At 70.5% G+C, this 23,403-nt stretch carries 21 protein-coding genes; 9 read left to right on the top strand and 12 right to left on the bottom strand.

Annotation, left to right across the window (positions count from 1 at the left end):
* From RT323_RS11025 to nirB, 3 genes are all read right to left on the bottom strand, one after another.
* On the bottom strand, window positions 1-690 hold a 690-nt coding region (locus RT323_RS11025), incomplete at its 3' end, for a uroporphyrinogen-III synthase (protein WP_313408244.1).
* A complete protein-coding gene (gene nirD, locus RT323_RS11020; protein ID WP_313408241.1) occupies window positions 687-1,043 on the bottom strand; it encodes a nitrite reductase small subunit NirD in 357 nt (118 codons plus the stop codon). The genes RT323_RS11025 and nirD, both read right to left, overlap by 4 nt.
* The gene (nirB, locus tag RT323_RS11015) at window positions 1,040-3,604 is read right to left on the bottom strand and encodes a nitrite reductase large subunit NirB (protein ID WP_313408239.1); all 2,565 of its coding nucleotides are present in this window, start codon (window positions 3,602-3,604) and stop codon (window positions 1,040-1,042) included. The genes nirD and nirB overlap by 4 nt, the downstream gene beginning before the upstream one ends.
* Before the next feature lie 189 nt (window positions 3,605-3,793).
* On the opposite strand from nirB, the gene RT323_RS11010 reads away from it, so the two are divergent.
* Window positions 3,794-5,119, top strand: a complete 1,326-nt coding sequence (locus tag RT323_RS11010) for an MFS transporter (protein WP_313408237.1) — start codon at window positions 3,794-3,796, stop codon at window positions 5,117-5,119.
* 80 nt (window positions 5,120-5,199) lie between these two features.
* Here the strand turns inward: RT323_RS11010 and leuS are convergent, their stop codons facing one another.
* From leuS to RT323_RS10995, 3 genes are read right to left on the bottom strand one after another with little or no spacing between them, the layout of a single operon-like run.
* Window positions 5,200-8,007, bottom strand: coding sequence for a leucine--tRNA ligase (gene leuS, locus RT323_RS11005; protein ID WP_313408235.1), 2,808 nt, complete (start codon window positions 8,005-8,007; stop codon window positions 5,200-5,202).
* Between the two features lie 59 nt (window positions 8,008-8,066).
* On the bottom strand, window positions 8,067-8,741 hold the full coding sequence (locus RT323_RS11000; protein ID WP_313408232.1) for a TrkA family potassium uptake protein: 675 nt from the start codon (window positions 8,739-8,741) through the stop codon (window positions 8,067-8,069).
* Entirely contained in the window at window positions 8,734-10,089 is a 1,356-nt protein-coding gene (locus tag RT323_RS10995) for a potassium transporter TrkG (RefSeq protein ID WP_313408230.1), read from the bottom strand. The genes RT323_RS11000 and RT323_RS10995 overlap by 8 nt, the downstream gene beginning before the upstream one ends.
* A 50-nt stretch (window positions 10,090-10,139) precedes the next feature.
* On the opposite strand from RT323_RS10995, the gene RT323_RS10990 reads away from it, so the two are divergent.
* Window positions 10,140-11,906: a CDP-glycerol glycerophosphotransferase family protein gene (locus RT323_RS10990; protein WP_313408228.1), complete on the top strand. Its 1,767-nt coding sequence runs from the start codon at window positions 10,140-10,142 to the stop codon at window positions 11,904-11,906.
* On the opposite strand, the gene RT323_RS10985 is transcribed toward RT323_RS10990, so the two are convergent.
* Window positions 11,857-13,251, bottom strand: coding sequence for a collagen-binding domain-containing protein (locus RT323_RS10985; protein ID WP_313408225.1), 1,395 nt, complete (start codon window positions 13,249-13,251; stop codon window positions 11,857-11,859). The genes RT323_RS10990 and RT323_RS10985 overlap by 50 nt on opposite strands.
* A 56-nt stretch (window positions 13,252-13,307) precedes the next feature.
* Here RT323_RS10985 and RT323_RS10980 point away from each other — a divergent pair, with 56 nt between their 5' ends.
* Genes RT323_RS10980 through RT323_RS10970 form a run of 3 tightly spaced genes read left to right on the top strand, consistent with a single transcriptional unit; the run spans window position 13,308 to window position 16,633 of the window.
* Window positions 13,308-14,273: a glycosyltransferase gene (locus RT323_RS10980; protein WP_313408223.1), complete on the top strand. Its 966-nt coding sequence runs from the start codon at window positions 13,308-13,310 to the stop codon at window positions 14,271-14,273.
* Window positions 14,266-15,435, top strand: a complete 1,170-nt coding sequence (gene glf / locus RT323_RS10975) for a UDP-galactopyranose mutase (protein ID WP_313408220.1) — start codon at window positions 14,266-14,268, stop codon at window positions 15,433-15,435. The genes RT323_RS10980 and glf overlap by 8 nt, the downstream gene beginning before the upstream one ends.
* Window positions 15,428-16,633 (top strand): CDP-glycerol glycerophosphotransferase family protein, encoded by a 1,206-nt coding sequence (locus tag RT323_RS10970; RefSeq protein ID WP_313408217.1) that lies wholly within the window; start codon window positions 15,428-15,430, stop codon window positions 16,631-16,633. Before glf ends, RT323_RS10970 begins: the two co-directional genes overlap by 8 nt.
* A 68-nt stretch (window positions 16,634-16,701) precedes the next feature.
* Here RT323_RS10970 and RT323_RS10965 read toward each other — a convergent pair whose 3' ends face one another.
* Complete coding sequence (locus RT323_RS10965; RefSeq protein WP_313408214.1) at window positions 16,702-18,120, bottom strand: MFS transporter; 1,419 nt, start codon at window positions 18,118-18,120, stop codon at window positions 16,702-16,704.
* Between the two features lie 96 nt (window positions 18,121-18,216).
* Here RT323_RS10965 and RT323_RS10960 point away from each other — a divergent pair, with 96 nt between their 5' ends.
* Together RT323_RS10960 and RT323_RS10955 are read left to right on the top strand one after the other, a co-directional pair.
* Window positions 18,217-18,660: a MarR family transcriptional regulator gene (locus RT323_RS10960; RefSeq protein ID WP_313408213.1), complete on the top strand. Its 444-nt coding sequence runs from the start codon at window positions 18,217-18,219 to the stop codon at window positions 18,658-18,660.
* Between the two features lie 20 nt (window positions 18,661-18,680).
* Entirely contained in the window at window positions 18,681-19,022 is a 342-nt protein-coding gene (locus RT323_RS10955) for a DUF2200 domain-containing protein (RefSeq protein ID WP_313408210.1), read from the top strand.
* 4 nt (window positions 19,023-19,026) lie between these two features.
* Here the strand turns inward: RT323_RS10955 and RT323_RS10950 are convergent, their stop codons facing one another.
* The gene (locus tag RT323_RS10950; protein ID WP_313408208.1) at window positions 19,027-19,608 is read right to left on the bottom strand and encodes a TIGR03086 family metal-binding protein; all 582 of its coding nucleotides are present in this window, start codon (window positions 19,606-19,608) and stop codon (window positions 19,027-19,029) included.
* Window positions 19,609-19,711: 103 nt separating this feature from the next.
* Between RT323_RS10950 and RT323_RS10945 the strand changes: the two genes are divergently transcribed.
* Together RT323_RS10945 and RT323_RS10940 are read left to right on the top strand one after the other, a co-directional pair.
* Complete coding sequence (locus tag RT323_RS10945) at window positions 19,712-20,050, top strand: TraR/DksA C4-type zinc finger protein (RefSeq protein WP_313408206.1); 339 nt, start codon at window positions 19,712-19,714, stop codon at window positions 20,048-20,050.
* Window positions 20,051-20,078: 28 nt separating this feature from the next.
* Entirely contained in the window at window positions 20,079-20,471 is a 393-nt protein-coding gene (locus tag RT323_RS10940; protein ID WP_313408203.1) for an ASCH domain-containing protein, read from the top strand.
* A 12-nt stretch (window positions 20,472-20,483) separates the two neighbouring features.
* Here RT323_RS10940 and RT323_RS10935 read toward each other — a convergent pair whose 3' ends face one another.
* From RT323_RS10935 to RT323_RS10925, 3 genes are all read right to left on the bottom strand, one after another.
* Window positions 20,484-20,840 carry a VOC family protein gene (locus RT323_RS10935; RefSeq protein ID WP_313408200.1) on the bottom strand — a complete coding sequence of 119 codons (357 nt, stop codon included), beginning with the start codon at window positions 20,838-20,840 and terminating at the stop codon, window positions 20,484-20,486.
* A gap of 225 nt (window positions 20,841-21,065) precedes the next feature.
* The gene (locus RT323_RS10930; protein ID WP_313408197.1) at window positions 21,066-22,643 is read right to left on the bottom strand and encodes an FMN-binding glutamate synthase family protein; all 1,578 of its coding nucleotides are present in this window, start codon (window positions 22,641-22,643) and stop codon (window positions 21,066-21,068) included.
* Window positions 22,644-22,705: 62 nt separating this feature from the next.
* The gene (locus RT323_RS10925; RefSeq protein WP_313408195.1) at window positions 22,706-23,368 is read right to left on the bottom strand and encodes a histidine phosphatase family protein; all 663 of its coding nucleotides are present in this window, start codon (window positions 23,366-23,368) and stop codon (window positions 22,706-22,708) included.
* Window positions 23,369-23,403 lie beyond the last annotated feature (35 nt).

The following is a 23,403-nucleotide window of genomic DNA, read 5'->3' as shown; positions in this document are numbered from 1 at the left end:
TCCCTCGCGGGCGAGCTCGAGCACCACGGGCAGCTGCCGCTGCTCGCGGACGACCCGCAACCAGGCGCCGGCCGCGGGTGCGGAGGTGAACAACACGCAGTCGAAGCCGCCCGAGGCGACGTCCTGCACGGACTGCTCGACGGCCTCGGGGTCCGGCGGTGGGCCCCAGCGGTAGACGACGAGCGGCACCGTCGTGGCGCCTGCCGCGGTCAGCGCGGTCTCGAGGCCGTCGTCCCCGGCCCCGTGGTGCTGCACGGCGATCCGCAGCCCGTCGACGCCCTCGGCCACGAGGTACTCGGCCATCTCGCGCGAGGTCTCGGACTCCGCGACCCAGTCGGCCACCAGACCCGCCGCCTGGATCGCGCCGCGCGCCTTGGGCCCGCGGGCGACGATGCGCGCCTGCGCCAACACGTCGTGCAGGCCGTCCAGCAGGTCCACCGACTCGGCCGTCTCCAACCAGCTGCGGAAGCCGATCGCGGTCGTCACGACGAGGACGTCGGGGCGGTCGGCGATGAGCTCCTGCGTACGGCGGACCAGGGTCTCCTCGTCGATGTGGGCCTCCACCCCGAGCGTCGCCGCGATGTGCACCTGGGCACCGCGGCGGACGAGCGCGCTGGCCAGGTCGGTCGCGCGGCGTTGCGCCGTCACGAGGATCCGGGTGCCGGCCAGGACCGGGCCCTGAGGCGTCACGCGTCGCTCCTGCGCAACCAGACCACGTCGTCGACGACGCGCACGTCCCAGCGCCCGAGGGTCACCTGCGGGTCCTCGAGGCAACGCCCCGTGCGCAGGTCGAACACCTGCTTGTGCAGCGGCGAGGCGACCGTCGGCACGTCGCCACGCGAGCCGACCAGGCCCCGCGCGATCACGTTGGCGCCCGTGAACGGGTCACGGTGCCCGACGGCCAGGATCTCGTCGTCGGCCATCCGGAAGATCGCCACCTGCTCGTCGTCGACGAGCGCCGCGGCGCCCCGGTCGACCCACAGCCGGTCGACCGTGCAGACCGCCGTCCACGCCACCTCGGGCACCACTGCCACGTTCGTCATGCCAAGACCTCCTTCGTCCGGACGGACAGCTCGGTGCCGGCGATCACGACGGGGTCGGCGGGACGACGCTGTCCGCGCTCCTCGACGTACGCCAGGTCGGGGTCAGGGGTGTCGGGCGCGTTCACGAAGGACCCGAACTGCGCCAGCTTCTCGGGGTCGGCGAGCGTGTCGGCCCACTCGTCCGAGTAGTTCTCGACGTGCGCGGCCATCTGGGCGTCCAGCTCCTCCCCCAGCCCGAGCGAGTCGTCCAGCACGACCTGGCGCACGTGCTCCATGCCGCCCTCGATCGACTCGATCCACGGCGCCGTCCGCTGCAGCCGGTCGGCCGTGCGGACGTAGTACAGCAGGAATCGGTCGATCGCCCGGATGAGCTCCTCGGTGGTGAGATCCTCGGCGAACAGCTGGGCGTGCCGGGGGGTGAAGCCGCCGTTGCCGCCGACGTACATGTTCCAGCCCTGGTCCGTCGCGATCACGCCGACGTCCTTGCCGCGCGCCTCGGCGCACTCGCGGGCACACCCCGAGACGCCGAACTTGATCTTGTGCGGTGAGCGCAGGCCGCGGTAGCGCAGCTCGAGGGCGACCGCGAGGCCGACCGAGTCCTGCACGCCGAAGCGGCACCACGTCTGCCCGACGCACGACTTCACGGTGCGCAGGCTCTTGCCGTAGGCGTGCCCGGACTCGAACCCGGCGTCGACGAGGCGCTTCCAGATCGCCGGCAGCTGTTCGATGCGCGCGCCGAACAGGTCGATCCGCTGGCCGCCGGTGATCTTCGTGTAGAGGCCGAAGTCTGCCGCGACCTGGCCGATCACGATCAGTCCCTCGGGCGTGACCTCGCCGCCGGGGATGCGTGGGACCACCGAGTAGGTGCCGTCCTTCTGCATGTTGGCCATGACGTGGTCGTTCGTGTCCTGCAACCGTGCGTTCTCTCGGTCCATGACGTGGCCCCGACCCAGCGACGAGAGGATCGACGCCGCCACGGGACGGCAGATGTCGCAGCCGCTCCCCCGGCCGTGCTGGGCGATCAGGTCGCTGAACGAGGAGATGCCGGTGATCGCCACGACCTCGTAGAGCTCGGCGCGGCTGAGCTCGAAGTGCTCGCACAGCGCGTTGCTGACCGTGACGCCCTGGGCCTCGAGCTCGGCGTTGACGATCTGCTTGACCAGCGGCACGCACGAGCCGCAGCTGGTGCCCGCCTTCGTGCACGCCTTCGCCCCGGCCAGGTCGGTGCACTCGCCGCCGCTGATCGCGCAGCGGATCGTGCCTGCCGTGACGTTGTTGCACGAGCAGACGGTCGCCTCGTCGGGCAGCGCGCCCGTCGTCGGCGGCTCGACCCCGTCGGGCAGCAGCCACGCGGCCGGATCGGCACCGAGCGCGCTGTCGACCATGGGCCGCAGGCTCGTGTACGCCGAGGCGTCGCCGACGAGCATGCCGCCCAGGAGCGTCGAGGCGTCGTCGCTCATGACGAGCTTCTTGTAGACGCCGGCCAGCGGGTCCGCGAACACGACCTCGAGGCTGCCGCCCCGCGCGGCGAACGCATCGCCGAAGCTGGCGACGTCGACGCCCATCAGCTTGAGCTTGGTGGACAGGTCGGCGCCGGTGAAGGCGGCAGCGCCGCCCAGCAGGCGGTCCGCGACGACCTCGGCCATCGTGTAGCCGGGACCGACCAGGCCCCAGACGCGGTCGGCGATGCACGCGACCTCGCCGATCGCCCAGACGTGGGGGTCGCTGGTGCGGCAGGACTCGTCCGCCATGACGCCGCCACGTGGATGGACCTCGAGTCCGGCCTCGCGCGCCAGCTCGTCCCGCGGCCGGACGCCGGTCGCGAACACGACGACGTCCGCGGGGATCGTCTCGCCGTCGGCGAACGTCATCCTGCCGACCTTCTTGGTCCCCCGGCCGGTTCGCACCGACTTCGTGGCCGTGGAGGTCCGCACCTCGACCCCGAGGCCCTCGATGAGGCGACGCAGCGCCTGACCGCCCGCCAGGTCCAGCTGCACCGGCATGAGCCGGTCGGCGAACTCGACGACCGTGCAGTCGGCGCCGAGCTCGCGCAGCGCACCGGCAGCCTCGAGCCCCAGCAGGCCGCCGCCCACGACGACTCCGCGTGCCGGGTGACCCAGCTGCTCGCCACGGTCACGCACCCAGGCGCGCAGCTCGGCGACGTCGTCGACCGTGCGGTAGACGAAGCAACCGGGCAGGTCCGCGCCCTGGACCGGGGGCACGGCGGCGTACGAGCCGGTCGCGAGGACGAGCTCGTCGTAGCGCTCCTCACGACCGTGGACCGTGACGGTGCGTGCCTCGCGGTCGACCCCGGTGACCCGCGCGTTGCGGTGCAGCCGGACGCCCGGGGTGCGCCAGAGACCCTGGTCGCCCAACAGCAGCTCGTCGGGGTCGGCGACCGTGAAGAACGACGTCAGCGCGACGCGGTCGTACGGCGGGCGGCTCTCCTCGCCGTACACGTCGATGTCCCACTGCTGGGTGGCACCGCGCTCGACGAGGGCCTCGACCAGTCGGCGCGCGACCATGCCGGCGCCGGCCACGATGAGTCGTTTGCGTGTCATGCTCCCAGCGTCGTGACGCCACGTTTCGGTCCCGAAGTCTGTATGTAACGTTCCGTGAAACTCCTGTCACGAACGGTCCGGTGCCGTTGTGAGCACTTCGTTCCCGTTCGGTTACCGCACGGTGCGCTCGGGTGAAACGGGGCGTTCCTACGGTCGGGGCGACCGCACCCCTCCCTGTCAGGAGCCGCCATGTCCGCCTCGACCGACACCGACCTCGCCACCACACTCGTGCACCGACCCGGCCGCTGGATCGACGGCTGGGACCCCGAGGACCGGGCCCAGTGGGAAGGGCCGGGTCGCGCCATCGCCCGGCGCAACCTGACCGTCTCGGTCTTCGCCGAGTTCTTCGGCTTCATGATGCTGGGCGTCTGGAGCGTCGTGGTGCCCAACCTGGGCGACGCCGGGTTCGCGTACACGACGAATCAGCTCTACTGGCTCATCGCCCTGCCCGGCCTCACGGGCGCCGCGATGCGCATCCTCTACACCTTCATGGTCCCCGTCTTCGGGGGCAGGAACTGGACCGTGGTCTCGGCCCTGCTGCTGTTGATCCCCGCGACCGGCCTCGCGTGGGCCGTCAGCGACCCGACGACCCCGTTCGGCGTCATGCTGCTGGTCGCGTCGCTGGCCGGGCTGGGCGGCGGCAACTTCGCCTCGTCGATGGTGAACATCTCGTTCTTCTACCCGCAGCGCGAGAAGGGCAGGGCGCTCGGCATCAACGCGGCGGGCGGCAACCTGGGCACCGGGATCGTGCAGCTGGTGGTGCCGCTCATCATCACCAGCGGCGCCGGCATCGCGCTCGACCGTGCGGGACTGATCTTCATCCCCGCGGCGATCCTCTCGGCGCTCGCGGCGCTGCTGCTCATGAACAACCTGTCGCACGCGAAGTCCGACCTGCGCAGCTACGCCCTGGCCGTGCGCAACCCCCACACGTGGATCATCTCGTTCCTCTACATCGGCACGTTCGGCTCGTTCCTGGGCTTCTCGCTGACGTTCCCGACGCTCATGAAGGCCATGCACCCCGACGTACCGGCCGCGCTCGCCTTCCTCGGAGCGGCGACCGGAGCCCTCACCCGGCCGTTCGGCGGCGCCCTGGCCGACCGCTTCGGGGGCACGCGCGTGACGATGGCGTCCTACGTCGCCATGGGTCTCGGCGTGGTGGGCCTCGTGTTGACGCTGCACGACGCCGGCTTCCCGCTCTTCCTGGGACTGTTCCTGCTGCTGTTCGGGGCGTCGGGGATCGGCAACGGCTCGGTCTACCGGATGATCCCCATCGCGTTCCAGATCGGGGCGCGCGACGACGAGGCACGGCTGCGCGGCCACCGGGCGGCGGCGGGCTGCATCGGCATCGCGGGCGCCGTCGGAGCGTTGGGCTCCTTCTTCGTCCCCCGCACCTTCGCCGAGCTGGGCATCACCGGGGGCCTGTGGGCGTTCGCCGCGGTGTACGCCGTGATGCTGGTCGTCGCATGGGGCGTCTACGCCCGGCCGGGGACGGACACGCACGCCGCTCGGGTCTGAGCGGGTCGCGGCCGGTGGGTCAGCGTCCGTTCCCGGCAGGAAACGGACGCTGAGTCACCGCTCCCCAGCAACCACGCGCCTCAGACGACGATGCTGACCAGCTTCGGGGCGCGGACGATGACCTTGCGGACCTCGCGGCCGTCGAGGGTGCGGACGACGTTGGGCTCGGCCAGCGCGAGTGCGGTCAGGTCCTCGTCCGAGACGTCGGCCGGCACCTCGAGCTTGCCGCGGACCTTGCCCTGGATCTGCACGACACAGGTCACGAGGTCCTCGACGAGGTACTGCTCGTCCGACTGCGGCCACGCGGCGTAGGTCAGCGTCTCCTCGTGGCCCAGACGCGACCACAGCTCTTCGGCCAGGTGCGGGGCGACGGGCGCCAGCATCAGCACCAGCGGCTCGACGACCGCGCGTGAGCGCACCGACTCCTTCGTGAGGTGGTTCGTCAGCTCGATCAGCTTGGCGATCGCGGTGTTGAACCGGAGCTCGCCCATGTCCTCGGTGACGCCGGCGATCGCCTTGTGCAGGGCACGCAGCGCCGCGGTGTCCGGCTCGGTGTCGTCGGCCAGCGTCCGGCCCGACTCCTCGTCCACGACGAGGCGCCACACCCGCTGCAGGAAGCGCTGCGCACCGACGACGGCGCGGGTCTCCCACGGACGCGAGACGTCCAGCGGGCCCATGCTCATCTCGTACACGCGGAACGTGTCGGCACCGTAGGCGTCGTACATGTCGTCGGGCGTGACGACGTTCTTGAGGCTCTTGCCCATCTTCCCGTACTCACGGTTGACGGGCTGGTCGCCGAGGAAGAAGGCGCCGTCGCGCTCCTCGACCTCGTCGGCCTGGACGTAGGTGCCCCGCTCGTCGGTGTAGGCGTAGGCCTGGATGTAGCCCTGGTTGAACAGTCGCTGGAACGGCTCCTCGCTGCTGACGTGGCCCAGGTCGAACAGCACCTTGTGCCAGAAGCGCGCGTACAGCAGGTGCAGGACGGCGTGCTCGACGCCGCCGACGTAGAGGTCGACGCCGCCGGTGTGGCCCTCGCCCTTCGGGCCCAGCCAGTAGCGCTCGTTCGTGGGGTCGGCCAGGACCTCGGTGTTGCTCGGGTCCGTGTAGCGCAGCTCGTACCAGCTGGAGCCGGCCCAGTTGGGCATCGTGTTGGTCTCGCGGCGGTACCGCTTCGGGCCGTCGCCGAGGTCCAGCTCGACCTCGACCCACTCGGGCACGCGGGCCAGCGGCGGCTCGGGCTCGCTCGTGGCGTCGTCCGGCTCGAAGGTCTTGGGCGAGTAGTCAGGCACCTCGGGCAGCTCGACCGGCAGCATCGAGTCGGGCAGCGCGATCGCGTGGCCGTCCTCGTCGTACACGATCGGGAACGGCTCGCCCCAGTAGCGCTGGCGGCTGAACAGCCAGTCGCGCAGGCGGTAGGTGGTGGTTCCCTCGCCCACGCCGCGCTGCTCGAGCCACGCAATGATCGCGGCCTTGGCCTCGTCGACGCGCAGGCCGTCCAGGCTGATGCCGTCCTCGAAGCGATCGGTGTTGTCGGAGTTGATCGCGACGCCGTCGCCGGTCCAGGGCAGGATCTCGTCCTCGGGCGACTCGACGACGGGCAGGACGCGCAGGCTCAGCTCGGCGGCGAACTCGAAGTCGCGCTCGTCGTGCGCCGGGACCGCCATGATCGCGCCGGTGCCGTAGCCCATCAGGACGTAGTCGGCGATGAACACCGGGACGGGATCGCCGTTGACGGGGTTGGTCGCGAAGGTGCCGGTGAAGACACCGGTCTTCTCCTTGTTCTCCTGGCGCTCGACGTCGGACTTGGCGGCGGCCGTGCGGCGGTACTGCGCGACCGCGGCGATCGGGTCCTCGGCACCGCCGGTCCAGTGCTCGTCGACCGCTTCGGGCCACGTCTCGGTGGTCAGCTGGTCGACCATCGGGTGCTCGGGCGCCAGCACCATGTAGGTCGCGCCGAACAGCGTGTCGGGGCGTGTCGTGAAGACCTCGATGGGACCCGCCGGCGACTCGAAGGCGACCTTCGCGCCGTGCGAGCGACCGATCCAGTTGCGCTGCATGAGCTTGACCGGCTCGGGCCAGTCGACGCGGTCGAGGTCGTCGATCAGGCGGTCGGCGTAGGCCGTGATCCGCATCTGCCACTGGCGAAGGCTGCGCTTGAAGACCGGGAAGTTGCCCCGCTCGCTGCGGCCGTCGGCCGTGACCTCCTCGTTCGCCAACACGGTGCCCAGGCCCGGGCACCAGTTGACGGGCGACTCGCTGATGTAGGCGAGGCGGTACTGGTCGATGACCTCGGGGGCGTCGGTGCCCAGCTCCTCGATCAGCTCGGCGATCGGCCGCGCCTTCCCCTGCTCGGGGTCGTACCAGGAGTTGAAGATCTGCAGGAAGATCCACTGCGTCCAGCGCATGAACTCGGGATCGATCGTCGCGAACGAGCGACGGTCGTCGTGCGCCAGGCCCAGCCGTCGCAGCTGCCGGCGCATGTTGGCGATGTTCTCGAGCGTCGTCTCGCGCGGGTGGCGTCCCGTCTGGACGGCGTAGATCTCGGCAGGCAGGCCGAACGCGTCGTAGCCGAGCGCGTGCAGGACGTTGTCGCCCTGCATCCGGCGGAACCGGCCGACGACGTCGGTGGCGATGTAGCCGAGCGGGTGACCGACGTGCAGGCCCGCGCCCGACGGGTACGGGAACATGTCCATCAGGAAGTACTTCGAGCCGCCGGCGTTGTGCGACGTGCCGTCCCCGGCGAGGTCACCGACGGGGTTCGGGGCCTCGAACGTGCCCTCGGCCTCCCAGCGGTCCTGCCACGACGTCTCGATGCGGCCGGCGAGCGCACTGGTGTACCGGTGCGCTGCACTCTCGGGTGCCGCACCCTCCTGGGTCTGGTTGTTCACCGGTCAAGGCTATCCGGCCCGAAGCGGAGGATTCCCTCCCGGTGACCGAGCGTCCTCGCCTACTCGTTGCTGAGGGCGCAGAACGTCTCGACCTTGCGCGTGGGACCGGAGACGATGAGCTCGTCCGAGCCCTCGATCGAGGTCTCGGGCCGCGCGTAGGTGAAGTCCTCGCCACGACGCTTCACGCCCACGACCGTCACCCCGAAGCGGGCCCGCAGGCCCGACTCGAGCAGCGTGCGACCCGCCGCGAGCCTCGGCGCCCGGGTGCGCGCGATCGAGAAGCCGTCGTCGAACTCGATGTAGTCGATCATCGCGCCCGTCACCATGTGGGCGACCCGCTCGCCCATGGCGGACTCGGGTCGCACCACGTGGGTCGCGCCGACGCGCTCGAGGATGCGTGCGTGCTTGGCGTTGATGGCCTTGGCCCACACCTCGGTGACGCCCAGCTCGACGAGGCTCAGGACCGTGAGGACGCTGGCCTCGATGTCGGTGCCGATGCCGACGACGGCGCGGTCGAACTGCTCGGCGCCGATCTGCTGCAGGGCCTCGCTGTCCGTGGTGTCGGCCGCGACGACGTGGGTGAACTCGCTGGCGTACCGCTGCACGAGGTTCGCGTCCTCGTCGACGCCCAGCACGTCATGGCCGAGGCGCACGAGTGACTTGGCGACGGCGAAGCCGAAGCGTCCCAGCCCCAGGACGAGGACCGGCGCGGTGGTGGGGTCGTTGTTAGCCAATGATCGGCTGCTCCTCGGGCAAGTGGTACCTGGCTTGTCGGCGCCGCAGCGCGAACGCGGAGGCTGCCGTAATGGTGCCCACTCGGCCGACGAACATCAAGCCGATCAGGACGAGATGGCCCGGGGTGTGCAGCTCGGGGGTCAGTCCGGTGGTGAGCCCGACGGTGCCGAAGGCCGACGCGGACTCGAACAGGGCGTCCGCGAACGCCACCTCGGCGGTCAGCATGAGCAGCATGGCTCCGCCGGTCACGAGCCCGATCGCGATGAGCGCGATGCTGAGGGCCGTCCGGATCGTGCGTGCGCTGATCGCCCGCGCGCCGACGCGCACCTGCTCCTCGCCTCGCGCCTCGGCGAGGATGACGTAGGCCAGCAGCAGGAACGTCGTGACCTTGATGCCGCCTGCGGTGGACGCACTGCCGCCGCCGATGAACATCATGATGATGCCGATGTTGAGCGTGATCGGCTCGACCTGACCCCAGTCGAAGCTGTTCAGGCCGCCCGAGCGCGTCATGATACCGCCCTCGATCCCGGTGACGAGCTTGTCGACCGGGCTCAGCCCGCCGATCGTCGCGGCGTTGTTCCACTCGACCGCGACGAACGTGCCGGCCGCTATCACCAGCAGGAGCAGCGAGCCCCACACCGTGAGTCGCGTGTGGATCGTCCAGGTCTGGGGGCGTCGCCAACTCTGGTAGAGCTCGGCGAGCACGGGGAAGCCGACACCGCCGGCGAACACCGCGACCGAGATCGGCAGGATCACGGCGTAGTCCCCCGCATAGCCCGTGAGGCTGTCGGACTGCAGCGAGAAGCCGGCGTTGTTGAACGCCATGACCGCGTCGAACACGCCGTGCCACAGCGAGTACCCGAACGAGTCGAAGTAGTGCGTCCAGTAGCGCAGCGTCAGGATCACGGCCGTGACGCCCTGGAACAGCACCATCGTGATCGCGACGCGCTTGAACAGCGGGCCGACGTCGCCCAGGCTCACCACGTGCATGTCGGTCTGGGCCGCCAGCCGCGTTCGCAGTCCCAGGCGTCCGCCGACGAACAGTCCCAGCACCGTCGTCATCGCGATGATGCCGATGCCGCCGATCTCGACCAGCACGAGGATGATCCCCTGCCCGATGGGCGACCAGTAGGTGCCGGTGTCGACCGTCGCCAGGCCCGTGACCGTGACGGCCGAGGTCGAGGTGAAGAACGCGTCCATGAACGCCGGATCGCTCTCACCCTCACGTGCGAACGGCGTCAGCAGCGCCAGGGTGCCCAGCAGGATCAGGGACAGGAAGGCCAACGGCAGCAACCGCACCGGGTGGGCGATCGACGCCGGGAGGCGGAATCTGCGGCGCCATGGCACGGCACGACCGTACACCTGCGTCCCGCTGGTCACGCGGTAGATTGCCCGTCATGGCTTCCCCGGCGAGTTCCCTGCGTTCCGTCGCGCGTCGAGCCGTCCGGAGCCCCGAGCTGCCGGGCGTGCTGCTGGTCAACGGGACCCTCGTCCTGGCGGTGCTGCTGGTGGCGCTGGGTCAGGACCTCGCCGCAGCCATCGCCGTCCTCGTCTCGGCCGCGGCCGAGAGCTGGTTCGAGCGCCGTTCGCCGCTGGCGTCCATGGCCATGCGCCAGGCGACCGCCGGGCCACCGCTGCGATTCGCCCTGCGCGTGATCGTCGCCGTGACGGCGGCTTCGCAGTTCGACGACCGCACGGCCCTCTACACGTTCATCGTCGTGGCACTGGTCGTCATCGCGGGCCTGTCCGTGCGGGCGCTGCACGCCGAGTACCGGCGCGTCGGCGCCCTCAAGCCGATGCGGACGCGCCACATCCCCGGCGACACGACGATCGTCGAGGAGCCGCCGAGCCGGCCGGTCCTGGTCGCCGCGGTCCAGGTCGCCGTCCTGGCGCCCGCCCTGCTCGGCGCTCCCTGGTGGGTCGTGGCCCTCGTCGGCTCCGCGGCCTTCGCCCTGCTCCTGCTCGGGACCGTCCCCGACCTTCTCGAGAGCTGGCGCATGCGCAGCGCGAAGCGGGCCACCGGCTTCACCCCGCAGCTGCGTGCCGTCCAGAAGTTCCTCGACGAGTACCGGCCCGAGGTCGTCGTGCACCTGTCGGGTCCGGACACCGCGGCGTACCAGATCAACTCCTGGATCGAGGCGCTCGAGAGCCTCGACCAGCGCGTCTTCGTGGTCCTGCGCGACCACCCCCTGTTCGAGAAGATGGCGTCCTCGTCGCTGCCGACGCTGTCGCTGCCGGCCGCCGGCGAGCTGCTGATGCTGGACTTCTCGATGGTCAAGGTGGCGCTCTACCCCAGCAACACCGGCAACAACATCCACCTGCTGCGCCTGCCGACGATGATGAGCGCGTTCATCGGGCACGGCGACAGCGACAAGAGCGCCTCCAACAACCCGTTCTCGCGGGTGTACGACGAGCTCTGGGTCGCGGGCGACGCCGGCGCCGACCGCTACCGCCGCTCGGGCATGAACATCCCCGAGGAGCAGTTCCGCTTCGTCGGCCGGCCGCAGGTGCACGCGATCGACGGCACGCCGCGCGTCGGCGACGTCGAGGTGCCGACGATCCTCTACGCCCCGACGTGGGAGGGCGTGAACCAGCACCAGGAGTACTCCTCCCTGCGGGCGATCGGCGTGCCCCTGATCGAGGCGCTGCTGGCCGACGGCGGGGTTCGCGTCGTCTACAAGCCGCACCCCTTCACGGGCCAGCGCGACGCCAAGTACCGCGCCGTCCACGCCGCCATCGCCGCGAGGCTCGATGCCGCCAAGGCGCGCACCGGGATCGACCACCGCGTCGTGCGCGGAGGATCGCTGACCTCGTGGATGAACCAGTCCACGGCGCTCGTCAGCGACATCTCGAGCGTGCTCTCGGACTGGCTGGCCGGCGAGAAGCCCTACGCGGTCTTCAACCACGAGGGCCTGCCGGCCAAGGCGTTCCGCGAGGCCTACCCCTCGAGCGCCGCCGCGACGCTGCTGGGCACCGAGGCCAGCGGCATCGGCGAGCTCCTCGACGTCGTCACGGGCCGCTCCCCGGACCAGCTGGCGGAGTACCGGTCCAAGCTGGCGACGTACCTGCTCGGGCCGCCTGAGCAGCGCTCTCTCGAGGCGTTCCGCGAGGCGGTCACGGCCTTCGTGGAGCGGTCGGACGCCGAGCGCGCGATCTACCGCTGACGAGCAGCAGCGCCACGCCGATCCCGGCGACCAGCAGTCCGACGGCCAGGAGCGCTCCACCCGGGCCTCCCGCGGCTGGCAGCGCGCTGGTGCTGTCGCCGTCCCACGTCCAGTCGTCGCCGCCCGGCGACGTGCCGCTGTCGGTGGTCCGAACTGTCGTGGGCTCGGCGGTGGGCTCGGTCGTCGGCTCGGAGGTCGGCTCGCTCGTCGGCTCGGAGGTGGGCTCGGTCGTCGGCTCGGAGGTCGGCTCGCTCGTCGGCTCGGAAGTGGGCTCGGTCGTCGGCTCCGTGGCCGGCTCGCAGTCGATCACGCCGCGGAAGGGGAAGTCGTGCACCTCGCGGACCGTCCGTCCGGCGAAGCTGAGGTGGTCGAAGGTCCGCGCGATCACGTTGCCCTCGATGTTGCCGTGGGCGAACCAGTCGAGATCGGCGCGCGGCGCGTAGATCGTTCCCTCGAGGGAGTCGGAGTTCTCGATCTGCAGGTTCGTGGCGTCGGGGAAGTTCCACAGCATGTACGGCGCGTTCGCGCTCGAGACACCGGCGAGGTTCGGCATGCTGCCGTTGAAGTTCCCGGTCACGTTGATGACCAACGGGGTGCCGGCGCTCGGCCGCGGGTCGTTGAACGTCAGGCTCGTCAGTCCGTCGAGCTCGGCGGCCGTCACGTCCAGCACGTTCGTCGTGCCGACCGTGAGCGACAGGTACGCCTGCGTTCCCGACGGAACGGGCCGCACCAGCTCGGTCCCGTCGGCCGCCGTGAGGGTGACGTTGTCGGCGCACTCCCCCATCTGCGTCGAGAGCGTCCGGTACTGCGAGAACGCCGCCGCGAAGTCGAGCTCGGGCACCGGCTGGGTGAACTCGTCCACCGTCTGCGCCGTCTGGACCTCGAGCCGGGGCATGTGGTCGGCGGACTGCCCGGGCGGGACGGCGACCGCACCCGGTCCCCCGACGAAGGCGTCGTAGGTGGCGTCGTCCATGACGCGTGCCTGCCCGCCCATGATCCGCAGGATCGCGCCGGAGCCCTCGGCCGGGAAGCCCAGACCGCCACCGGCGTAGAGCGCGACACCCTGGGGCGTCGACGACGATCCGGCTCGCAGGATGTTGTAGTTGCGGCGGAACGTCACGTCGCCACCGACGGCCATCGTGCCCTCGGACTCGTCAGCCTCGAGGATCGCGTCGTTCTCGACGAACACCAGGAAGCCGGCATTGGCCGGATCGGCGGCGTCGACCAGCACAGGATTGATCGGCCCGACGGCCCACGCGGGCGCGGTCACGGAGAGGGCGGCGCCGACCGCCGCCGCCAGGATCCCGGCGACGGTGAGCGCCCGTCCCCCGGTGCGAAGCCTCACTCGCTCAGCGTAGGTCGGATGCACCGATCCGTCATCAGGGCCGATAGCCTGTCGTGGTGAGTTCGACGACGACCGGCCCCCTGGCGATCGCCATCGTCACGTTCAACCGCTCGGCCCTCCTCGCGGAGCTGCTGCAGAGCGCGTCGACGATGGCGAGCCTTCCCGACCACATCATCGTCGTCGACAACGCGAGCACCGATGACACGCAGGACGTCGTCGCCGCGTGGGAGTCCCGGTTCCCGGCCGGCGTCCTGGTGAACCACCGCATGGAGACCAACACCGGCGGCGCGGGCGGCTTCAGCGAAGGCACCAGGGTCGCCCTCGAGATGGGCGCCGAGTGGGTCTGGCTCATGGACGACGACGTCGAGATCCTGCCCGACGCGCTCGAGCGATTCGCGCCGTGGATGCAGCGGTTCAAGGTCATCCACGGTCGCCGCTACGACGTCGACGGCACGCCCTTCTACTGGCAGGCGAAGTTCAACCAGTTCCTCGGCGTGCCACTGCCGTACTCGATCAGGACCTTCAACACGGACGGCTACGCGCTCACCAACTCGGGCACCTTCGAGGGGATGCTCGTGCACGCCGACGTCGTGCGGCGCATCGGCCTGCCCGACCCGCGCTTCTTCATCTCGTGGGACGACGCGATCTACGCCTGGCTCGCCTCACTGGAGACCGAGGTCGTCTACGTCGACGAGTTCGTGCTGCAGAAGAAGCGCGAGCAGAAGCAGGTCAGCCTCGGCATCCGCCACCTCAACGACTCCAGCCCGTTGGCGAAGTACCACGTGATGCGCAACCGGGCCTACGTCGGCCGCTACTTCGACGAGCACGGCCGCCTGAGCCGCGTCGGCTTCGCAATCGGCACGTTCCTGACCTTCGCGAAGGAGATCGTGCGGCTCGTCGTCGTCGAGCGCTCGTTCCGCGGGTTCACGTCGCTGGTCAGGGGTTGGCGCGACGGCCGCAAGATCTGGGCCGACCGCACCTGGACCCCCATGCCCGCGCTGACGGGTGGCCACCATGACTGACGTCCTCGTCGTCGGGTCGGGCTTCTTCGGCCTGACCGTGGCCGAGCAGCTGGCCAACGACCCCGGCCTGAAGGTGCACGTCATCGACCGCCGGTCGCACCTGGGCGGCAACGCCTACAGCGAGGCCGAGCCGAGCACGGGCATCGAGGTCCACCGGTACGGCGCGCACCTGTTCCACACCTCGAACGAGCGGGTCTGGGACTACGTCAACCGCTTCACGACGTTCACGGACTACCGCCACCACGTCTACTCGACGTACCGCGGCGAGGTGTTCCCGCTGCCGATCAACCTCGGCACGATCAACCAGTTCACGCGCTCGGCGATGACGCCCGCCGAGGCCCGCGCCTGGGTGACCGAGCAGGCCGGCGTGGCGCTGTCCGGCGGCGCCGCCGCCGCGACGAACCTCGAGGAGAAGGCGATCAGCCTGATCGGGCGTCCGCTGTACGAGGCGTTCATCAAGGGGTACACCGCCAAGCAGTGGCAGACCGACCCGACCGAGCTGTCCGCGGACATCATCACGCGACTGCCGGTCCGCTACACGTACGACAACCGCTACTTCAACGACACGTACGAGGGCCTGCCGACCGATGGCTACACCGCGTGGCTCGAGCGCATGGCCGACCACCCGAACATCACGATCGGGCTCGACACCGACTTCTTCGACGAGGCCCAGCCGCACAACAAGACGTCGTGCGTGGGCCGGCTGCCGATCGTCTACACCGGACCGCTGGACCGGTACTTCGACCACGCGCACGGCCCGCTCGGCTGGCGCACCCTCGACTTCGAGTCCGAGGTGCTGCCCGTCGGCGACTTCCAGGGCACGCCCGTCATGAACTACGCGGACCCCGAGGTCCCCTACACCCGGATCCACGAGTTCCGGCACTTCCACCCCGAGCGCGCCTACCCCGGCGACGCGACGGTCATCATGCGCGAGTTCAGCCGCTTCGCGAACGCGGGCACCGACGACGAGCCGTACTACCCCGTCAACACCGCGGCCGACCGGTCGGCGCTGATGGCGTACCGCGAGCTGACGCAGGCCGAGACCGGCGTCCACTTCGGCGGACGCCTGGGCACCTACCAGTACCTCGACATGCACATGGCGATCGCGTCGGCGCTCTCGATGGTCGACAACGTGCTGAGACCGGGTCTCGTCCGTGGCTGAGTCGCGGGTCGGCGCGGCCGCCCGGCTACGCCAGTGGCTGATCGGGCGCATCCGCCGCTCGCGCCTCCTGCCGGTCGGCATGCCCGACAAGCGCACCGACGAGGACCGCCTCGGGAAGCCGTTCACGCAGTCCGTCCTGGTGTACTTCCCCAACGGAGCGGACGCGCTCTACCAGCTGCGCCCGTGGTTCGCCGCGCTGAAGGCGCTCGACGCCGCACGGGGCGTGGTGGCCGTCTTCAAGGACTCGCGCACGGCGGCGATCGTCCGCGCCGAGTCCGGCCTCGACTGCGTGACCCTGGCCCGCTACGGCCAGCTCGACGAGATCCTGTCCGTCAGCGACGTGAAGCTGGCCCTGTACGTCAACCACGACCCGATCAACTTCGAGTGCCTGCGGTTCACCTCGCTCGTGCACGTGTACCTGGGCCACGGCGACAGCGACAAAGGCGTCTCGGTCTCGAACCAGGTCAAGGCCTACGACCTCTGCTTCCTCGCCGGTCAGGCAGCGCTGGACCGCACGGCCTCCGCCGTCATGCTCTACGACGCGCCCTCCCGGTCGGTGCTGATCGGACAGCCGCAGCTGGACGCCCCGGCCCCGATGCCGCGGCCCGACCCCTCCCGCCGGACGGTGCTGTACGCGCCCACGTGGGAGGCCTCCCAGCCGTCGGTCTCGTACGGCTCGCTGCTGACCCACGGTGCCGCGATCATGGACGCGCTCACGGACTCCTACCGCGTCGTCTACCGGCCGCACCCGCTGAACGGCGTCATCGACCCGGCGTACGGCGAGGCGGATGCGGCGATGCGCTCGCGCGCCGACCGGGTCGACGGCCAGGACGTCCCGCTCGAGCAGTCGTTCGCCGACGCGGACCTGCTGGTCACCGACGTCTCGGCGGTCATCCTGAACTGGCTGCCCGGCGGCAAGCCCGTTCTCGTGTGTCGTCCGCGCGTGCCGGTTCCACCGTCGCGCCTGATGGACACGCTGCCCGTGATCGAGGAGGGCGCGGACGTCGCCGCCCTCGTGGCCGAGCAGCTCTCGACGGACCCGAGCGCCGCCGCCCGCCGCGACCTCGTCGAGCACTACCTCGGCGACACGACACCGGGGGCCGCGACCGAGCGGTTCCTGCAGGCGTGCACCGACGCGATCGACCTGCGCGACCGCGCGTGGGCCGAGCAGCGGCGCCTCGGCGCCACCGGCCCCTGACCCATGGCGAGACGAGGCCCCGGACTCCCGTCACCTGGTGAACGGGAACCGGGGCCTCGTCGTCGCCCTCAGGCCAACATGTCCTGGCGCGGCACCAGCAGGGCCACCAGCGCACCGGCGAACGCGGCGCCGGCACCGATGACGAAGCACAGCTGGAAGGCGCCCTTGTCGGGGATCGCGTGGCCCGCGAAGTCCACCGTCCTGCTGGTCAGCACGGCGGCCATCACCGCGCCGGCGACCGTGGTGCCGACCGACCGCATGAGCGCGTTGAGGCCGACACCGGAGCCGGACTCCGACTCGGGAACGTTGTCCAGGATCAGGGTCGGCATCGCCGCGTACCCGATGCCGACGCCGGCGCAGGCCACCAGGGACCCGAGCATGAGCTGCCACGGGGCGTCCATGAGGAAGAGCGTGACGAGGTAGCCGACGGCCAGCACCGTCGCGCCGATCGACAGCGTGCGACGGGCGCCGATCGACGTGATCAGCCTGCTCGACACCGGTGCGAAGAACATCATCATCAGTCCGCCGGGAGCCATCCACAGGCCCGCCTGCAGGATTGTCTGGCCGAGGCCGAACCCCGTCTCCTCGGGCAGCTGCAGCAGCTGCGGCAGGACGATGGACTGCGCCATCATGCCGAAGCCGATCAGGACGGCGGCGAGGTTGGTGAACAGCACGGGCGGGTTGGTGCTGGTGCGCAGGTCCACCAATGGGTCGTCGTGGCGCAGCTCGAACCAGCCCCACAGCAGCAACACGATCACGCCGCCGACGATGGCGCCCTCGGTGCGCGGGTCCGTCCAGCCCCACTCGCTGCCCTTGCTGACGCCGATGAGCGCCGACACGAGGCCGATCGCCAGGCCGACGACGCCGACGAGGTCGAGGTGCGCGGGGTGCTCGTCGTGGATCCCGGGCACGACGACCAGCGTCGCCACGAGGATGACCGCGGCCAGGACGGACGAGAACCAGAACAGGGCGTGCCACGAGTAGTCCTGCGCGATCCAGGCGGCCAGCGGGAGCCCGAGGGCACCCCCGACGCCGAGGGTCGCACTGACGGCCGCGACGGCGGTGGCGCGCTTCTCGGGAGGTGCGATCTCGCGCACCATGCTGATCGCGACGGGGATGTACCCCATGGCCATGCCCTGCAGCGCGCGGCCGACCAGGAACGGCGCGAGCGAGCTGGACATCGCGGCGATCAGCGAGCCGACGACCAGGATGCCGGCCGACGCGACCATGACCTTCTTCTTGCCGTACATGTCGGCCAGGCGCCCGGTGACCGGCATCGTCACGGCGGCGGCGAGCAGGGTGGCCGTGACCGCCCAGGACGCGTTGCCGGGCTCGGTGCCCAGCAGGCGCGGCAGGTCGCTCTGGATCGGGATCACGAGCGACTGCATGAGCGCGCCGGCGAGACTGCCGAAGCACAGCACGAGGATCACGGCGATCGGCGGGAAGCGGGTCTCGACGGGATCGTCGACGACGGCGGGAGAGGTCATGAAGGGGCGGGTCCTGTCAGCACTTGGATGTGTAACCTACACATACGACTTGTGTAGACTACACATGATCCCCGTTCCCCGGAAACCGGAGCCAGCATGACCTCCATCACCGAGACCGCCCGCGCCAACCCGGCGTGGTCCGCTCTCACCTCGATCTCACGACTGGAGCGCGGCCAGCGCGCCGTCGTCGGCCCCCGCGGTCATGCCGACCAGCGACTGCTGTGGATGTTCTCCGACGGGCGTCCTCGCACCCTGCGCGAGATCGCCGAGGAGCTGGGGCTCGAGCAGTCCACCGTGAACCGCCAGGCGAACGCGGCGCTCAAGGCCGGCCTGCTGGAACGGTCCCGCGAACCGGGTCAGAACGCGTGGCACTTCGTGGCGAACGAGACGGCCCTGGCCGACTTCGCACGCGACCTCGACCGGCACCTCGCCCTGCTGAACCGGGCCGTCGAAGCCATCCCCCCGGCCGACCGCGCGAGGTTCCTCGAGCAGTTCGGGACGTTCGCGGCGGCGTTCGCCGAGGCCGCCTCCGAGGCGTGACCACCGCCTAGGATCAGCGGATGCACCGGATCTTCACCACCAGCTTCGCCTCGGTCTACCCGCTCTACCTGGCGAAGCTCGAGCGGAAGGGACGCACGAAGGCCGAGCTGGACGAGGCCATCGAGTGGCTCACCGGCTTCGACGCCGACGCACTGCGCGCGCATCTCGACGCCGAGACGACCTTCGAGGGCTTCTTCGCGGACGCCCGCCTCAACCCGAACGCCTCGATGATCACCGGGGTCGTGTGCCACGTCCGCGTCGAGGACGTCGAGGACCCCCTGATGCAGAGGATCCGCTACCTCGACAAGCTCGTCGACGAGCTGGCCAGGGGCAAGGCGATGGAGAAGGTGCTGCGCAGCTAGAGGATCAGCTGCGCGTCCAGTTCGGGTCGCGGCCCGAGAGAGCGATCATGCGGTCGAAGATCGACGCGTTGTCGTCGACCTCGACGGGGTCGGCCGCCTCCTCCTCCTCGACGGCCCGCAGGAACTCGCGGGACTCGGCGTAGATCTGCTCGTCGATCGAGTGCACCGGATAGTCCTGGCCGGTCGCCCGAGCCACGTCCCAGGAGTGGAGCACCAGCTCGTCCAACGTGATGCGCCCCGCATCCTGGCCTCGCAGGTCCAGCGCACCGCCCCGGGTCGTGCCCTCCCAGGCCGACTCGTCGCTCCAGGCCCGCACCAGCATGGGAACCTGCTCCTCGAGCGCGGCGCGCCAGCCCGCCTCCAGCGGCGGCCAGTCCTCTCCATGGACCTTCTCCTCCGTCCGTGGCGTGCGCTCCTTCTCGGCGGTGTCGCGCAGCGTTCGGGTCACGGTCACGAGGTGCTGCAGCATCTCCCCCACCGTGTGGTCGCGGTACGGCGTCGGGAGATCGAGGTGCGTGTCCTCGACCGCGGCGACGATCGTGAGCAGGGCGTTTCCGACAGGTTCGAGATCGATACGCTCGGTCATGTCCAGCAGTCTTGCCCCCGCGACACGCCGATGGGAAGCCGTCCGGGACGCAGGTGACGTCAGTGAACTGAAGTGGCGGTTGACGCCCAGATCGGAGCCCCTCGTGAGCATCACCGAGACCCTGGCCGCCGAACGCGATCGCACGGTGCAGCAGATCGCCGTCCTGACGGACGACTTCGATGCGGTCGTGGAGGCCTCCAAGGACTCGAACGCCGACGACGAGCACGATCCGGACGGCGCGACCATCGCCTTCGAGCGCTCGCAGGTCGACTCGATCCTGCAGCAGGCGAAACGGCACCTCGCCGAGATCGATGCCGCGCAGCGACGGGTCGACGCGGGAACATATGGGACATGCGAGAACTGCGAGAGACCGATCGCGCCCGCGCGCCTCGAGGCGCGACCCGTGGCACGGACCTGCATCGAGTGCGCCGCGCGCCGATGATCCACTCCCCCGTCGCCGGAGCCGACCGATGACGTGGCCGCGGGTCGACGGCCTGCGCGGCCTCGAGCTGGGGTTCCCGGGCGAGATGCGCACCCGGCTCAACGGCCTCGTCCTCGCGGGGCAGAAGCGGGCGACGGCCGGCCTGCTGACCGAGTACGCCGAGGAGAACGAGGAGCTCGAGCACGTCGGCGAGCGGCTCGCGCTGCTGGACGACGACGGCAACCGGATCGGGACCGTCGAGGTCACCGACCTCACGATCCATCCGTTCATCGAGGTGCCGTGGGAGTTCGCGGCGGCCGAGGGCGAGGGCGACGCCGACCTCGACGAGTGGCGCGCCGGTCACCGACGGTTCTGGGCGGCCGAGGGCAACCCGGTCGAGGACGAGACCCCGATCTCGTGCCTCCGGTTCACGCTGGTGTGAGCCGGCGGACCGCTAGCTCGCCCAGACGCCGAGCTGGTTGCCCGCCGGGTCGGTGAACGTGAAGCGGCGCCCGCCCGGGAAGTCCGCCGGGGGCTCGACGATCGCTCCGCCGGCGGCCACGACCGCGTCGTGCGTGGCGTCCAGGTCGTCGGAGTAGAGCAGGACCAGCGGTCCCGCGCCGCGCACGGCGTCGCTCGGCAGGGCATTGAGTCCGCCGACCTCGCCGTCGCCGGCGTGGTTGCGGATCCCGGCGTAGCTCGGCCCGTACTCGTTGAAGGTCCAGCCGAACGCGCCGGCGTAGAAGTCGCGCGCAGCCGCGAGGTCCTCGACGGGCAGCTCGATGTAGTCGATGGCGTGGTGCTGGGGCATGTCCTGACCCTAGGGCTTGAGGGCGGCACCGAAGGCTCTCCCGGTTGTTGTGCTGACCATGAACGAGGACCCCGACCCGATCTTCGCGGCACTGCGCTCCCGGCGCGCCGCGGCACCGTTCCCGTAGCTGACGACCCGCGAGCGCGAGGAGCTCGACCTGATGGCCCGCGACCTCGACAACGCCCGGCGCACGACGTCGGCGCGGGCGAGGACTGACTCGCGAGCTCAGCGCAGCGATTGGTCCGGCTCGTGCTGGTCCTCCCCCAGCGACGCCATCACCTCGAACAGCTCGTCCTGCAGGCGCGGTCCCAGCTCGCCCCAGCCCTTCTCGTACCCGTACAGCTCGCGCAGCGACTGCCCCGAGCGCTGGCCGTCCAGGATGTCGATGTCGTCCGCCGTCATCAGGCCCGGGTGCACCACGCCGACGGCCTCGGACACCTTCAGCAGGTCGCGGCGCAACGCCAGCACGTAGTTGGCCAGGCGCTGCTTCTTGAGGGTGGGATCGAGGCCGCGGGTGTAGCGCGGGTTCTGCGTCGCGACGCCCACGGGACAGTGGTCGGTGTGGCACTTCTGGGCCTGGATGCAGCCGATCGACAGCATCGCCTCGCGACCCACGTTCACCATGTCCGCTCCGAGCGAGAACGCCACGAGCGCGTTCTCGGTCAGGCCCAGCTTCCCCGCACCGATGAACGTCACGTCGTCGGTGAGACCGGCGGCGGCGAAGCGCTTGTAGACCTCGGTGAACGCGATGCGGAACGGGTACGCGACCGAGTCGGCGAAGATCATCGGCGCGGCGCCGGTGCCGCCCTCGCCACCGTCGATGTTGATGAAGTCGACACCGCGGGTCCGCGGCAGCATGAGCTCGATCAGCTCGTCCCAGAAGTCCATGTTCCCGACCGCGGACTTGATGCCCACCGGCAGGCCGGTCGCATCGGCGACCGTCTCGACGAAGTCCAGCATCGAGTCCGCGTCGTCGAAGGCCGTGTGGCGGCTCGGGGACGCGCAGTCGACGCCCTCGGGGATGCCGCGGATCCCGGCGATCGTGTGGTCGACCTTGGCCCCCGGCAGCATGCCGCCCAGACCGGGCTTGGCCCCCTGCGACAGCTTGATCTCGATCGCCCGGACCGGCGCCGACTGCACCAGGTCGACGAGGCGGTCGAGGTCGAAGCGCCCCTGCTCGTCACGGCAGCCGAAGTAGGCGGTACCGATCTGGAAGACCAGCTCGCCACCGTGCCGGTGCGCGGGCGCGATCGAGCCCTCGCCCGTGTTCTGCATGCACCCGGCGATCGCGGCGCCGGAGTTGAGCGCCTCGATGGCCGGCGCCGACAGCGCGCCGAAGCTCATCCCCGAGATGTTGACCACGGAGGCGGGGCGGAAGGCATGCCGCCTGTCCCGGGGCCCGCCCAGCACCTTCGCGGACGGCAGCGGCATCCCCTCACTGCCGTGCGGGGTCGTGGTGGCACCCGGGCCGGCGAACGTCCGGTGCTTGACGATCGGGTACCCGACGACCCGCTCGACGTCGTTGTCGGTGCCGAAGCCGAAGTAGTTGTTCTCGCCCTTGGAGCTGGCGTAGACCCAGCGCCGCTGGTCGCGCGAGAACGGACGCTCCTCGTCGTTGCTGGTGACGATGTACTGCCGCAGCTCGGGACCGACCGTCTCGACCCAGTAGCGGAAGTGCCCGATCACCGGGAAGTTGCGCAGGATCGCGTGCTTCTTCTGAGTCAGGTCGTACGCGGCCACGCCGCCCAGCGCTGCGGCCGCCAGGCCCGCGATGCCGGCGCCCACGCGTGTGACTGGTTCCATCCCTCAGGTCTAGTCCCACCGATGGCCGCTGTCGACTCGACCAAGGAGGAGCGACGGCGCGGTCAGTCCTCGTCGACGGGCTCGCCCGTCGGGTCGTCCTGCCGGACGTCGAGGTGCGCGCCGCCCACGGGCCCGGAGGGCCAGTCCACGAGCTTCCATCCGCTGCGCGGATCACCCTCCACCTCGACCAGGCCCGTGTTCGCCAGCGGTGAGTGCTCGACGAAGTCGACGTCGATCCCTGCGACCCTCGCGCTGGCCCAGGTGCGGATGGCGGCACCGTGCGACACGGCCAGGACCGTGTCGGCTCCCGACGCGGCGATGTCGGCGATCACCGCGTCGTAGCGGTCGAGGAACTCGCGTCCGTCCTCGCCGCCCGGCATCCGTGCCTCCAGCCGGCCCCGCGCCCAGGCGAAGGCCGTGTGCAGGTAGGTCAGGTGGGCGTCGTGGTGACCCGCCATCTCGAGGTCGCCCGCGCCGATCTCACGCAGACCCTCCAGCGTGGTGGGCTCGAGGGACCTGGCAGCGGCCAGCGGCGTGGCCGTCAGGGTCGTGCGCCGCAGGTTCGAGACGAACACCGCGTCGATCGGTCGCGCCCCGAGCGCGTCGGGAACCGCCCCGGCCTGCCGCAGGCCCAGCGCCGTGAGCTCGGCGCCGGGCGCGGCGGTGTCGAGGAGTCCGCGCACGTTGGACGGCGTCTGGCCGTGGCGCAGCAGCAGGAGTCGCATGCCTCTACCCTGTCATCCGCCGCCACCCACTTTTG

The organism is Aeromicrobium sp., from assembly GCF_032084975.1.
Lineage (GTDB): Bacteria > Actinomycetota > Actinomycetes > Propionibacteriales > Nocardioidaceae > Aeromicrobium.
The sequence above is the reverse complement of the archived record's forward strand: the minus strand, read 5'-3'. Positions and strand labels throughout refer to the sequence as shown.